This window comes from Thiobacillus thiophilus (assembly GCF_055378705.1).
Genome location: NZ_AP042404.1, coordinates 963336 through 975937 on the forward strand (window position 1 = coordinate 963336; position 12602 = coordinate 975937).

14 protein-coding genes are annotated in these 12602 nt (G+C 61.5%); 10 read left to right on the forward strand and 4 right to left on the reverse strand.

Annotated features, from left to right (window positions below; genetic code table 11):
• Positions 1–28: 28 nt before the first annotated feature.
• A complete protein-coding gene (locus ACZ41T_RS04650; protein WP_464923307.1) occupies positions 29–436 on the reverse strand; it encodes a retropepsin-like aspartic protease family protein in 408 nt (135 codons plus the stop codon).
• Positions 437–613: 177 nt separating this feature from the next.
• Positions 614–952 (reverse strand): hypothetical protein, encoded by a 339-nt coding sequence (locus ACZ41T_RS04655; RefSeq protein WP_464923308.1) that lies wholly within the window; start codon positions 950–952, stop codon positions 614–616.
• Between ACZ41T_RS04655 and ACZ41T_RS04660 the strand changes: the two genes are divergently transcribed.
• The 10 genes from ACZ41T_RS04660 to ACZ41T_RS04705 all read left to right on the forward strand — a co-directional run bounded on the left by ACZ41T_RS04660 (position 951) and on the right by ACZ41T_RS04705 (position 11081).
• Positions 951–1661 (forward strand): type 1 glutamine amidotransferase, encoded by a 711-nt coding sequence (locus ACZ41T_RS04660; RefSeq protein WP_464923309.1) that lies wholly within the window; start codon positions 951–953, stop codon positions 1659–1661. The two genes, ACZ41T_RS04655 and ACZ41T_RS04660, sit on opposite strands and share 2 nt — an antisense overlap.
• A gap of 105 nt (positions 1662–1766) precedes the next feature.
• Positions 1767–2180, forward strand: coding sequence for a hypothetical protein (locus ACZ41T_RS04665; protein ID WP_464923310.1), 414 nt, complete (start codon positions 1767–1769; stop codon positions 2178–2180).
• Positions 2181–2346: 166 nt separating this feature from the next.
• Positions 2347–3555 carry a sulfate adenylyltransferase gene (gene sat, locus ACZ41T_RS04670; RefSeq protein WP_464923311.1) on the forward strand — a complete coding sequence of 403 codons (1209 nt, stop codon included), beginning with the start codon at positions 2347–2349 and terminating at the stop codon, positions 3553–3555.
• 183 nt (positions 3556–3738) lie between these two features.
• Entirely contained in the window at positions 3739–4212 is a 474-nt protein-coding gene (gene aprB / locus ACZ41T_RS04675; protein WP_464923312.1) for an adenylyl-sulfate reductase subunit beta, read from the forward strand.
• A 19-nt stretch (positions 4213–4231) separates the two neighbouring features.
• Positions 4232–6253, forward strand: coding sequence for an adenylyl-sulfate reductase subunit alpha (aprA, locus tag ACZ41T_RS04680; RefSeq protein ID WP_464923313.1), 2022 nt, complete (start codon positions 4232–4234; stop codon positions 6251–6253).
• A 218-nt stretch (positions 6254–6471) separates the two neighbouring features.
• A complete protein-coding gene (locus ACZ41T_RS04685) occupies positions 6472–7383 on the forward strand; it encodes a YkgJ family cysteine cluster protein (protein ID WP_464923314.1) in 912 nt (303 codons plus the stop codon).
• Between the two features lie 6 nt (positions 7384–7389).
• On the forward strand, positions 7390–7860 hold the full coding sequence (locus ACZ41T_RS04690) for a DUF4124 domain-containing protein (protein WP_464923315.1): 471 nt from the start codon (positions 7390–7392) through the stop codon (positions 7858–7860).
• A gap of 14 nt (positions 7861–7874) precedes the next feature.
• Positions 7875–8687: an AAA family ATPase gene (locus tag ACZ41T_RS04695; protein WP_464923316.1), complete on the forward strand. Its 813-nt coding sequence runs from the start codon at positions 7875–7877 to the stop codon at positions 8685–8687.
• A gap of 10 nt (positions 8688–8697) precedes the next feature.
• Complete coding sequence (locus tag ACZ41T_RS04700) at positions 8698–10818, forward strand: nitric oxide reductase activation protein NorD (protein ID WP_464923317.1); 2121 nt, start codon at positions 8698–8700, stop codon at positions 10816–10818.
• The gene (locus ACZ41T_RS04705) at positions 10815–11081 is read left to right on the forward strand and encodes a hypothetical protein (RefSeq protein ID WP_464923318.1); all 267 of its coding nucleotides are present in this window, start codon (positions 10815–10817) and stop codon (positions 11079–11081) included. The genes ACZ41T_RS04700 and ACZ41T_RS04705 overlap by 4 nt, the downstream gene beginning before the upstream one ends.
• A 78-nt stretch (positions 11082–11159) precedes the next feature.
• Here the strand turns inward: ACZ41T_RS04705 and cgtA are convergent, their stop codons facing one another.
• Both cgtA and rpmA read right to left on the reverse strand, forming a co-directional pair.
• Positions 11160–12233: an Obg family GTPase CgtA gene (gene cgtA, locus ACZ41T_RS04710; protein WP_464923319.1), complete on the reverse strand. Its 1074-nt coding sequence runs from the start codon at positions 12231–12233 to the stop codon at positions 11160–11162.
• Between the two features lie 98 nt (positions 12234–12331).
• Positions 12332–12595, reverse strand: a complete 264-nt coding sequence (gene rpmA / locus ACZ41T_RS04715) for a 50S ribosomal protein L27 (RefSeq protein ID WP_464923320.1) — start codon at positions 12593–12595, stop codon at positions 12332–12334.
• Positions 12596–12602 lie beyond the last annotated feature (7 nt).

The following is a 12602-nucleotide window of genomic DNA, read 5'->3' on the forward strand; positions in this document are numbered from 1 at the left end:
TCCGGCAGCCAGCAACGGCAGCCCGAAATCAGTAACGCTGCGTCAGCGTCATCGTCTGGCCGTCACGCTTCATTTCCATCCGGTTCAGAAAACTCATTCCCAGCAACGGCACATTGAGGCCACTTTCCACCACCATTCCGTCCACCTGGTTAAGCGTAATACTGCCGACCTTGACGGTGTTGAACTTGACCCGCCAAGCACGCACCATACCTGCGGCGGTACCAACACCGACGGCCTGCCCGGCCTTGTAGTCGAGTCCGATGCGCCGGGCTTCGGCGGGATTGATGGCGATGGTGGTGGCGCCGGTGTCGACCAGGAAACTCATCGGGTAGCCATTCAGCGACCCGGCGGCCGCGAAGTGACCGCGCGCATCGGCGGTAAGCGACACGCTCTGGCGTTCGGCCGTCACTGTGCCGCCGGCAAACGATTGCCCCATGCCGAGAGTGCGGCGCTTGCCGTCGACATCGAAACTAGTGTTGCGAACCGGAAATAGCGGAACAAATGAAACAGATGGATTTTTTCGCCAGGCTAGGCGCAGACCCGCAGCCGTATGGGGTATACGGCAAGGGGCTGCAACGACGCATGGCGGAAAAAGACGCTGTTTCATGTTTCGTTATTTTTGGTTCGTGACACTACCATCCGAATCCGCGGCGAGCAGCTTCACCCCCTGAACCGTCTGCCCCACACTCAGGATGCGCGACTTGCCGCCGTCGATGCTGACGATGGCCTTGTCCTTGAACAAGCCCATCACCGACACGCTGGTCGCCCAGGTCGCCGTGCACGCAAGCCAGCCTGCCGCTATGATGAGCGTGGTTGTTGCCGCTTTAGCGGCTTTAGAGCGTGGTTGTTGCCGACTTGTCGGCTTTACAACCACGGCCTGCCCCTCGCGGGTACAAACACGGCCTGCCCCTCGCGGGTAGAGCGTGGTTGATTTATATTTATGAGGCATCATGGATCCTGTTCTGATTTTGCGTCACTTCCCGATCGAAGGGCCGGGATACTTCACCGCGTTCCTGGATCGCCACGGCATCCCCTGGCAGCTGGTGCGCATCGACGCCGGCGACGCCGTGCCCGACAAGCTTAACGGCATTTCCGGTATCTGCTTGATGGGCGGACCGATGAGCGTGAACGACGATCTGCCCTCGATCCCGCCTGAACTGGCCCTGATCCGCCAGGCGGTCGCGGCGGCCATCCCGGTAATCGGCCACTGTCTTGGCGGACAGATGATGGCCAAGGCGCTGGGCGGAACGGTCGGCGCCAATCCGGTCAAGGAAATCGGCTGGGCCGATGTCCGCATCACCGACGCCGACGCTGCGCGCCCCTGGCTGGGCGATGCCGCAACCCCCATGCCGGCTTTCCACTGGCATGGCGAAACCTTCACGCTGCCGCCGGGCGCCACTCGCATCCTCGAAAGCGCCTATTGCGCCAACCAGGCCTTTGTGCTAGACGATCGCCATATCGGCATGCAATGCCACGTCGAAATGACGCCCGAACTCATCGCCAGCTGGTGCGAGCACGGCGCCGACGAAATCGCCGCCAGCGACAGTCCCGGCGTGCAATCGCCCGCAGACATCCAGACGGACTTGCCCGCCCGCATCGCCCAGCTTCACCAACTGGCCGACAAAATTTATTCCCGCTGGATTCAAGGGCTTAGGAAATAATCGCGCCACCATCCCGAAAAGGCGCTAACGGCCGCATCGCGCGGCGTAGGATAATGACCGGCTTTGCATCCAGCCTGCAAAGCCTCACCTGATAACGGAGCTCCCATGTCAAACGTCGATTACGCCAACTTCGATTTCGGAGAACGCCTGAACGGCTTCATCCAGGAAGTGATGAATTACGGCGGCGTGCCCCGCACCGAAGCCGATCTCACCGAAGGCCAGAAAGTCTTCGTGCGCGCGGTCAAGCGCGAGAAGGTCAAATACGCCGACCCCAACCGCCAGGGCTATCCGCACAACCTGCTGGAACAGATGGAATCCTTCACCCGCACCATCGGCGATCTGCACAACTCCTATTTCGATGCAGGCATGCGCAGGGTCAGCGACTGCCTGTACAACCGCTGGAAAATGCTCTACGAAGAAACCAAAAAGCTGGCCACAGCCGGGGGCGACATCCAACCCGCCTGGGTTGACGTCATCAGGACGGAACAGTCCGATATGCCCGCTTTTTTTGACGCATAAATCCTTGTTTCATTTGCAAAAAGCCCGATTTGCCCGGGATTTTTCGTCATCGCCACTCCATATCAAACCCGCTTATCCTCAAATAAAAATAAAGGATTATTCAGGCGCCAACCCCGGTGCTATGCTGCCCGGACTCTAATACCCCCACACAGTCCAAGGAGACAGCATGTCCAAACTGGTACGCCCCCACGGTGGCGGTGAACTCAAACCCCTGCTGCTGACGGGCGACGCACTCGCCGCCGAAAAAACCCGCGCTGCTTCGCTGCCCAAAGTCACGATGAGCTCGCGTGAAACCGGCGACCTCATCATGCTGGGCATCGGCGGCTTCACTCCGTTGGAAGGCTACATGACCCATGCCGACTGGGAAGGCGTGTGTGACGGCTACAAGATGGCCAGCGGTCTATTCTGGCCAATCCCGGTCACCCTGTCGACCGATGACGAGGCCATCAAGGCCGGTGACGACATCGCACTGGTCGATGCCGAGACCGGCGACATCATGGGCACCATGAAGGTGACCGAAAAATACAGCATCGACAAGGCCCACGAGTGCATGCAGGTCTACAAGACCACCGACATGGAACACCCCGGCGTCAAGATGGTCATGGCCCAGGGCAAGTACAACCTGGCCGGCCCGGTCAAGGTACTGTCCACCGGCAGCTTCAAGGAAGAATACGGCGATCAGTTCATGACCCCGGCCGAAACCCGTGCCGCGTTCGAAAAAATGGGCTGGTCCAAGATTGCCGCCTTCCAGACGCGCAACCCGATGCACCGTTCGCACGAGTACCTGGCCAAGATCGCCATCGAGACCATGGATGGCGTGCTGGTTCACTCCCTGCTGGGTGCGCTGAAGCCGGGCGACATCCCAGCCGAAGTACGTTCCGAAGCCATCAGCGTGCTGGTCGAAAACTACTTCGCCCCCAACACCGTGATCCAGGCCGGCTACCCGCTGGACATGCGCTATGCCGGTCCGCGCGAAGCGCTGCTGCACGCGCTGTTCCGCCAGAACTACGGCTGCTCGCACCTGATCGTCGGCCGCGACCATGCTGGCGTGGGCGACTACTACGGCCCCTTCGACGCGCAGAAGATCTTCGACGAAATCCCCAAGGGCTCGCTCGAAACCGTGAACATGAACATCGATTGGACCTTCTGGTGCAACAAGTGCGGCGGCATGGCCTCGCAGCGCACCTGCCCGCACACCAAGGATGACCGCATCCTGCTGTCCGGTACCAAGGTGCGCTCGATGCTTTCCGAAGGTCAGGATCTGCCGGTCGAATTCAGCCGTCCCGAGGTCGCCAAGGTGCTGCAGAAGTATTACGCCGGTCTTTCCGCGGAACAGAACGTCAAGATCGAGTTGAAAGGCCACTCGGCTACATGATTATTCCATCCGGCAGCAATGCCGGATGGAATGTGCCCTGCTCGCAGCGGTTGTCGACAGGGAAAAGATTTTAGGACACGAGCCTACCGGAAGCGGTTTCGCGACACGCCCCGGCCAAGGACGGGTTCAGTTCTAATCGGACCGCGACGTACGCGGATTGTTAGCTAACTTTAGGAGACTGTAATGCCAACCTATGTTCGTACCGACAAGTGCGACGGCTGCAAGGGTCAGGACAAGACCGCTTGCATGTACATCTGCCCGCACGATCTGATGAAGCTGGACAAGGACGGTTCTGAAACCGGCCATGCCATGCGCGCATTCAACCAGGAGCCCGAGCAGTGCTGGGAGTGCTATTCCTGCGTGAAGATTTGCCCGCAGCAAGCCATTGAAGTCCGCCACTACGCCGACGTCGTGCCGCTGGGCGGCATGGTTCAGCCGCTGCGTGGTTCCGACTCCATCATGTGGACGATCAAGTTCCGTAACGGCGTGTTGAAGCGTTTCAAGTTCCCGATCCGCACCACGCCCGAAGGTTCCATTGACTGCTACGGCGGCAAGCCCATGCCCAAGATGGCTGACATCGAATCCACGGGTTCGTTCACCCGCGACATGATGGGTGGTTACCGTGCCGGCAACCCTGCCGAACTGATCCGTAAGTAATTTAGAGAGGTTAAACGAAATGGCTGGAGAATTTGGTAATCCCGAAGTAGTCCAGGAGGAAGTAGACATCCTCCTGATCGGCGGTGGCATGGCATGCTGCGGCGCCGGTTACGAAGTCATGCGCTGGGCAGATGCTGCCAAGGCAGAGATGGGCATCGATCTGAAGATCAAGCTGGTCGACAAGGCCGCGATGGACCGTTCCGGTGCCGTGGCACAGGGCCTGTCCGCGATCAACACTTATATCGGCTCCGAACAGGATCCCGCCGACTACGCCCGCATGGTCTCCAACGACCTGATGGGCATCACCCGCGACGACCTGGCCTACGACCTGGGTCGCAACGTGGATGATTCCGTGCACCTGTTCGAAGAATGGGGCCTGCCGATCTGGAAAACCGACGAAAACGGCGAGCGTCATGACGGCGCCCAGGGCCTGCCCACGCTGAAGGACGGCGGCAAGCCCGTGCGTTCCGGCAAATGGCAGATCATGATCAACGGCGAATCCTACAAATGGATCGTTGCCGAAGCCACCAAAAAAGCACTCGGCATGGATCGCATCGAAGAGCGTATCTTCATCGTCAAGCTGGTCAACGACAAGAACGACCCGAGCCGCATCGCCGGCGCCGTCGGTTTCTCGACCCGCGACCACAAAGTTGTCGTGTACAAGGCCAAGGCGATTCTGCTGGCCGCTGGTGGTTGCGTAAACATCTTCCGTCCGCGCTCCGTCGGTGAAGGTACCGGCCGCGCCTGGTACCCGGTGTGGAACGCAGGCTCGACCTACGCGATGGCTGCCGAAGCCGGCGCCGAGCTGACCATGATGGAAAACCGCTTCGTTCCCGCCCGCTTCAAGGACGGCTACGGCCCGGTTGGCGCGTGGTTCCTGCTGTTCAAAGCGCAAGCTGTGAACGCATACGGCGAAGTCTACATGGTGAAGAACAAGGAACTGCTGAACGACTACCCCCCCTACGGGCAGGCAGCCGTTCCCGCATCGTGCCTGCGCAACCACCTGATGCTGAAGGAAATGCAGGAAGGCCGCGGCCCCATCTACATGGACACCGTGACCGCTTTGGCCAAGCTGCGTGAAACCCTGACTCCGCGCGAAGTGAAACACCTCGAAGCCGAAGCCTGGGAAGATTTCCTCGACATGTGCGTCGGCCAGTGCGGTATCTGGGTGGGCGAGAACATCGAGCCGGAGAAGAAGAACTCCGAACTCATGCCGACCGAGCCCTACCTGCTGGGTTCGCACTCCGGCTGCTGCGGCATCTGGGTGTCGGGTCCGGAAGACGTCGGTGCCCCCACCGATGAAGGCCACGCCGATGCAGGCAAGATCCCGGCTCACCTGCCCAAGGGCTGGAACTGGGGCTACCGCTCGATGACCACGGTCAAGGGTCTGTTCACTGCCGGCGACGGCGTGGGCGCATCCGGCCACAAGTTCTCCTCCGGCTCACACGCCGAAGGCCGCATGTGTGCCAAGGCCATGGTCAAGTACTGTATCGACAACAAGGATTGGAAACCCGAACTCGACACCTCCGTCGAGCAGCTGGTGGAAGATATCTACAAGCCGGTGCGCACCTACCTCGAGCACAAGGACTACACCACGGCGATCGACGTCAACCCCAACTACATCACGCCCAAGATGCTGCAGTTCCGTCTGCAGAAGATCATGGACGAGTACGTTGCCGGTGTCGCGACCTACTACAAGACCAACGCCAATATGCTGGGCGTGGCAGAAGAAAAGCTGAACATGCTGAAGGAAGACGCAGACAAGATGCGTGCGAAGGACCTGCACGAACTGCTGCGCGCATGGGAAAATTACCATCGTATCCTGACGGCCGAAGCCCACATGAAGCACATCCAGTTCCGTGAAGAGAGCCGTTACCCCGGCTTCTACTACCGCATGGACAAGAACTTTGTCGATGAGGAAAACTGGCATTGTTTCGTGAACTCGATCTACGACAAGAACTCCAAACAGTGGAACTGCTTCAAGCGCGCCCACGTGGATCTGGTCGACAAGTCCAAGCTGTTCAAGCCCGCTGCTCACTAATTCGCAAGAATTAGCCAGGTAGTAAGCTCCGGGCGCCGCTGTTTCAATAACGGCACCCTTTAAAACCGGGCGCCATCAGGCGCCCGGTTTTTTTCCACCCTCAATAACAGTGAGGCAGGCAAGGTTTAGCATCCAGTCGAAAGCGCGTACCCTACGCACTCCCGTCTGTGTGTTGATTGTTTTTGAAGTGAGGGGGCCAAGCCCCACGAGGTTGAACCATGAACGAAGCCGAATTTAAAGACATGATCGACGACTCCCCGTTTGCGGGCAGTCCGGTCAAACCCATCATGCTGGCCGAAGACGCGACGCTGCAATTCCGCTGTCATCGCGACGTCAAGTGCTGGAATGCCTGCTGCAGCAACATCGACATCCCACTCACCCCCTACGACATCCTGCGCCTGAAAAAACGGCTGGACATGGCGTCCGGTGAATTTCTCAACCAGTATTCGGTGCCGTTCGAGATGGACAAGGACGGCATGCCCGGGGTGAAGCTGAAGCCGGTCGAGGGCGGCACCGCCTGCCAGTTCATGACTCCCGAAGGCTGCGGCGTCTACGAAGACCGGCCGACCGCCTGCCGTTACTACCCGGTGGCGCTGCTGACCATGCGCCGCTCCGACGAATACGTCGACCGCAGCGCGTATGCCATGGTGAAGGAGCCGCACTGCCTCGGCCATTTCGAGGACAAGACGCAGACCATCGAGCAATACCGCACCGAGCAGGGCGTCGCCGAATATGACGAGAAGGCCCATGCCTGGCGACAACTGGTGGTCAAGCGCAAGTCGGCCGGCCCTTCCATCGGCAAGCCCTCGCCGATTTCCAACCAGCTGTTCTTCATGGCGAGCTACGACGTCGACCGTTTCCGTGCGTTCGTCATGAGCCCGAGCTTTAACGACACCTACAACATTCCGGTCGAAATCATGGCGGCCCTGATCGCCGACGACGAGGCCCTGCTCGACTTTGGCATGAACTTCCTGCGCCATGCGCTATTCGGCGAAGATTTTGTCGAGCAGCACCCGGGGGCGTACGAAAAACGTCTGGCGCGCAAGCACGCCCTGGCCGAGCAAGAAAAAGAAACCGGATTCCAGAAGAAGATGGAACTGGAAGACGACAAATATTCAGGCGAACACTGAACGCCGATGCGTTTGCTTGCTCTGGCCCTGCTCGCGCTGCCGGCCCTGCTGCCCACGGGGGCATCGGCACAGGCCACACTCAACAAGTGCATCGATGCGCAGGACAGGATCACCTATTCCAACCTGCCCTGCCGCGATGCACGGGAGGCCCGCAAGCTGGAAATCGATCCCACACCGCTGCCCGATCCCGCACGGCCGGCGCCCCTCCGGGTCGAGCCTGCCAAACCCGCCGCACCCAAAGCGGCAAGCAGCGCCAAGGAGACCGCCACCCTGCGCCTCGACACCCAGCGCACCCCCGGCAAGCCTGCTGCACGTCTCTCGGCGCGCCAGTGCGACGCGCTGACCGACAAGCTGGGACGCGTGTTCGACAAAATGGATCAAGCGCGCCGCAAGGGCTACACGCAGGAACAGATGGATACGTGGAACCTGGAAGTCAAAGACCTCGAACGCCAAAAACAGCAATCCGGTTGTTTCTGAAAGTGACTTCAGCCATGAACGCCCGCACCCTCGACCCTGCGCACCACCTGATCGAAAAAGAACCGTACTTTGAAGCTGTCGGCGACGAAATCCAGCTGTTCGAAGCCGCCTGGCGGCAGCAGATTCCGGTGCTGCTGAAAGGCCCCACCGGCTGCGGCAAGACACGCTTCATGGAACATATGGCGTGGCGCCTCAAGAGACCTTTGATCACCGTGTCGTGCCACGACGACCTCACCGCCTCCGATCTGGTCGGCCGCTATCTGGTGAAGGGCGGCGAAACCGTTTGGGTTGACGGCCCGCTCACCCGCGCGGTGCGCGCAGGCGGCATCTGCTACCTGGATGAAGTCGTCGAAGCGCGTAAGGACACCATGGTGGTGATCCATCCGCTGGCCGACGACCGCCGCACCCTGCCGATGGAAAAGCTCGGCATCGAAGTCGAGGCGACGCCCGAATTCTGTCTCGCCATCTCCTACAATCCCGGCTACCAAAGTGTGCTCAAGGATTTGAAGCAATCGACCCGGCAACGCTTTGTCGCGCTGGAATTCGACTACCCGTCGGCCGAACTCGAACGCCGCATCGTCGCCACCGAATCCGGCGTGTCCGATGCCATCGCCGACAGTTTGGTGCGCTTCGCCCAGATGACGCGCAACCTCAAGGGCAGCGGACTGGAGGAAGGCGCCTCGACGCGGCTGCTGGTACATGCCGGCAAGCTGATCGCCGACGGCATCAGCCCGGTGACGGCGTGCAAATCGGCGGTCGCGCAGGCGGTCACCGACGACGCCGACATGCTGAAGGCCATACAGGAACTCTCCTCATCGATTTTCTGAGGGGTACCTGATGGCGCAGCCACCGTTCACCGCCTCCGAGATCGAGGCCAGCCTCCACGTCTGGCTGGAAACCGAATTCACCTATTTCAAGGTCGAGCAACTCGCCGCCGAGCTTGAGCCGCTGACGCGCGACGAACAGGACTTCATCCTCGGCTGGATCCGCCGCATCGCCTCGACCCACATCACGCTCGCCTGGCAGTTCGGCCGCCGCGCACCCGCGCTGCTGCCGCGCATGGAGCGGCGCTTGCTCGAGGCCTGGGCGGTGCATACCTGTGACGTGTTCGACCGCAGCGGCCTGCAGAACGCGCTCAGGGTAATGGAACAGGTCGACACCTTCGACGAAGTGCAGCATCGGCACGACGCCGCCGGGGCGCTGTTCGACGACATTGCGCCGGTGCTCGGCAATTTCGTCTGCGGCCTCTCCGGCCGGCGGCTGCGCATCGAGGAGGGCGACGCCGTCTGGACCGACGGCGAGCGCATCGTGCTGCCGCCGCTGATCGCCGCGCTGCCGAATCTGGACGACAACTTTCAGCTCGCCAAGATCAGCGTCGCGCTGTTGTGGGCGCAGACCCGCTTCGGCACCCTGCGCATCGACCATGCGACAGTTGCCGCCCGCTATGCCAACCCCGAACGCGCACTCGGCCGCCTGCATGCACTGGAAACGCTGCGGCTGACCGCACGCATCGCGCGCGAACTACCCGGACTGCACCGCCGGATGCAGCGACTGCGCGCGCTGCTCGATCCCCCCCTGCCGTCAGGCTGGCAGCGTTTCGAAGCGGCACTGGCCGCCGAGCAGGCGACGCTCGACGACAGTCTGGCCCTGCTCGACGCCGCCTACGACGAGGCCGAGTGCCCGCAGTGGAGCGACCAGGGCTGCCTGCGCCCGGATGCGATTGCCGCCGCCCGGGCTGCCCGGCTGGACAAGGAAAAGGCGCGGCTGCGCATCAAGCTGGCCGAGCTGCTGGAAGAGCATCGGAACGTGCAGCCCGACCCGCAGGCCACCGCCGATGCGCCGCACGGGCTGGACGTGAGGCCGCGCGACGAAAACGGCCTGCTCGACTTCGACATCACCCTCGACGACGCCCCGATCGCCCCGCCCGAGGGCGTCAAGCAGCTGCTCACCTCGGTCTATCTCGATTTTGGCGAAATCCCCCCGGAATACCTCGTACCGGCGGGTGACGGCGAATACGATCCCGACCGCGTGTTCGACCAGCCGGAAGACCCGGACGCCGTGTGGCAGGGCACCTATCACGAGAAGGGTGCCGTGCTGTATCCCGAGTGGGATCACGGCCGCCAGCATTACCGCAAGAACTGGTGCGTGATGCGCGAGAAAAACGTCACCCCGGTCCACGACACTTTCCATCGCGATACGCTCGACAAATATGCCGGCGTGGTGAAGCACCTGCGCAGAAAATTCGAGGTGCTGCGCGACGAAAACCGCCTCGACAAGCGGCAGACCCAGGGCGACGAGGTCGACCTCGACGCCCTGATCGAAGCACTTGCCGACGCGAAAGATGGCCGCGAGATGAGCGATCGCCTGTTCGTGCGCCTGCACCGCGCCGAGCGCAACATCGCAGTGGCGTTCCTGGTCGACATGAGCGGCTCCACCAAAGGCTGGATCAACGAGGCCGAGCGCGAAGCGCTGGTCCTCTTGTGCGAGGCGCTGGAACTCTTGGGCGACCGTTACGCGATCTACGGCTTTTCCGGCACCACCCGCAAGCGTTGCGAGCTGTTTCGCATCAAGACCTTCGACGAACCCTACGGCGACGAAGTGAAGGCGCGCATCGCCGGGATCCGCCCGCAGGAGTATACCCGCATGGGTTTTGCGCTGCGCCACATGACCAAGCTCTTGAACCAGATCGAAGCCAGAACCCGCGTGCTGATCACGCTGTCGGACGGCCGTCCGGACGATTATTTCGACGTCTACCGCGGCCAGTACGGCATCGAGGATACGCGCATGGCGCTGCTGGAAGCGGCGCGCACCGGCATCCACCCCTTCTGCGTCACGCTCGACCGCGACGCGCGCGACTACCTGCCGCACATGTACGGCGCGGCACGTTACATCATTCTGGATGACGTGCGACAATTACCGATGAAAGTCACCGACATTTACCGACGCATTACGACATGAGCCCGGACGAATTCAAGATAGGATTTTTCTACAGCAACGGCGCCTACGGCCGCACCTGGGGGGTGCGCCAGCTGACCGAAATCGCCGCCGACGCCGAAACCGGCGAGGCGATTTATCACTTCAAGGGAATCGCCGGCACCTGCCGCCACAAGAAGGGCCATTGCAGCCCGAAGGAATTCGCCCGCTGGGCCAAGTACCAGGTGTCGCTGCTGGAAAACGACTGGAAGCGGGTGCGCAGCGACACCACGGAGGACGCCTGTTAACAGAGGCTTGGCAGCCTGCCCCGTAGGGCGGGCTCCCCCGCGAAACGCACCCGCCACGTCGGGCAGAAGGCAAGCCTCCTACAAGGGCGGTATTTCCCCTTCGCTTTTGGGCGCTGCGAGCTCGTCCTCGAGAACCACCGGCGCCTGCGTGTTTAGATAGTCCATCACCGCATAGGTCAGCGCCGTGCAGCCGGTGCCGTCGAGCGCTGAAATCGCGAACACCGGACCGGTCCACTCGTAATCCGCCACGAACTTGGCCACCACGGCCTCGCGTTCGGCCTCGTCCACCATATCGATCTTGTTCAGCACCAGCCAGCGCGTCTTGTCGTAAAGCTTCTGGTCGTACTTGCGCAGTTCCTCGACGATGGCGCGCGCCTCATGCACCGGATCGCCTGCTTCCCAGCGCGGCGAAATGTCGACCAGATGCAGCAGCACCCGCGTACGCTGCAGATGGCGCAGGAACTGGTGGCCCAGCCCGGCGCCTTCTGCCGCGCCCTCGATCAGTCCCGGAATGTCGGCAATGACAAAACTGCGTTCGCTGTCGACCCGCACCACGCCCAGGTTGGGCGCCAGCGTGGTGAACGGATAGTCGGCCACCTTGGGGCGCGCCGCCGATACCGCACGAATGAAGGTCGATTTGCCCGCGTTGGGCATTCCCAGCAAGCCGACGTCCGCCAGCACCTTCAGTTCCATCTCCAGTTCCCATTCCTCGCCCGGTTCACCCAGCGTGTGCTGGCGCGGTGCGCGGTTGGTGCTCGACTTGAAATGCAGGTTGCCCAGCCCGCCCTTGCCGCCTTTGGCCAGGCAAACCGTCTGGCCATCCGCCGCCAGGTCGGCCACCGCCTCGCCGCTGTTGATGTCGGTGAACACGGTACCCACCGGCACGCGGACAATGAGGTCCTCGCCGCCTTTGCCGTAGCACTGTGCGCCGCGCCCGTTTTCGCCTTTTTGCGCCTTGAAGACGTGCTTGAAGCGAAACTCGACCAGGGTATTGATGTTGCGGTCGGCCACCGCGATCACGCTGCCGCCGCGACCGCCATCGCCCCCATCGGGGCCGCCGAACGGGATATTTTTCTCGCGGCGGAACGAAGCGCTGCCGTCACCGCCCTTGCCGGCGATGACCTGTATTTTGGCTTCGTCGATGAATTTCATATTGAATATCCTGGAAACAAAAAAGCCCCATCCGGCGGACAGGGCTTTTTGACGAACGAAGCGGAATCAGTTCAAATCAACTCAGACCGTCGAGTCAATCACACTGCGACCGGCTCGATACAAACCGTGCGACGACGGGCAGCGCCCTTGATCTGGAATTTGACCGTGCCGTGCGCCTTGGCGAACAGGGTATGGTCCTTGCCGATGCCGACGTTGTCGCCGGGATGGAACTGGGTGCCGCGCTGACGCACGATGATGTTGCCTGCCAGAACCAGTTCGCCGCCGTAGCGCTTCACGCCGAGACGTTTCGACTCCGAATCGCGGCCGTTACGGGTACTGCCGCCTGCTTTCTTGTGTGCCATGTTATGA

What these genes read in the sequence shown, in the direction of transcription:
- sat (WP_464923311.1), top strand. Translation starts at nt 2,347, where the DNA reads ATGTCCAAACTGGTACGCCCCCACGGTGGCGGTGAACTCAAACCCCTG.
- ACZ41T_RS04660 (WP_464923309.1), top strand. Translation starts at nt 951, where the DNA reads ATGGATCCTGTTCTGATTTTGCGTCACTTCCCGATCGAAGGGCCGGGA.
- ACZ41T_RS04700 (WP_464923317.1), top strand. Translation starts at nt 8,698, where the DNA reads ATGGCGCAGCCACCGTTCACCGCCTCCGAGATCGAGGCCAGCCTCCAC.
- ACZ41T_RS04690 (WP_464923315.1), top strand. Translation starts at nt 7,390, where the DNA reads ATGCGTTTGCTTGCTCTGGCCCTGCTCGCGCTGCCGGCCCTGCTGCCC.
- ACZ41T_RS04705 (WP_464923318.1), top strand. Translation starts at nt 10,815, where the DNA reads ATGAGCCCGGACGAATTCAAGATAGGATTTTTCTACAGCAACGGCGCC.
- ACZ41T_RS04665 (WP_464923310.1), top strand. Translation starts at nt 1,767, where the DNA reads ATGTCAAACGTCGATTACGCCAACTTCGATTTCGGAGAACGCCTGAAC.
- ACZ41T_RS04650 (WP_464923307.1), bottom strand. Translation starts at nt 436, where the DNA reads ATGGGGCAATCGTTTGCCGGCGGCACAGTGACGGCCGAACGCCAGAGC.
- ACZ41T_RS04655 (WP_464923308.1), bottom strand. Translation starts at nt 952, where the DNA reads ATGATGCCTCATAAATATAAATCAACCACGCTCTACCCGCGAGGGGCA.
- aprB (WP_464923312.1), top strand. Translation starts at nt 3,739, where the DNA reads ATGCCAACCTATGTTCGTACCGACAAGTGCGACGGCTGCAAGGGTCAG.
- cgtA (WP_464923319.1), bottom strand. Translation starts at nt 12,233, where the DNA reads ATGAAATTCATCGACGAAGCCAAAATACAGGTCATCGCCGGCAAGGGC.
- ACZ41T_RS04695 (WP_464923316.1), top strand. Translation starts at nt 7,875, where the DNA reads ATGAACGCCCGCACCCTCGACCCTGCGCACCACCTGATCGAAAAAGAA.
- rpmA (WP_464923320.1), bottom strand. Translation starts at nt 12,595, where the DNA reads ATGGCACACAAGAAAGCAGGCGGCAGTACCCGTAACGGCCGCGATTCG.
- aprA (WP_464923313.1), top strand. Translation starts at nt 4,232, where the DNA reads ATGGCTGGAGAATTTGGTAATCCCGAAGTAGTCCAGGAGGAAGTAGAC.
- ACZ41T_RS04685 (WP_464923314.1), top strand. Translation starts at nt 6,472, where the DNA reads ATGAACGAAGCCGAATTTAAAGACATGATCGACGACTCCCCGTTTGCG.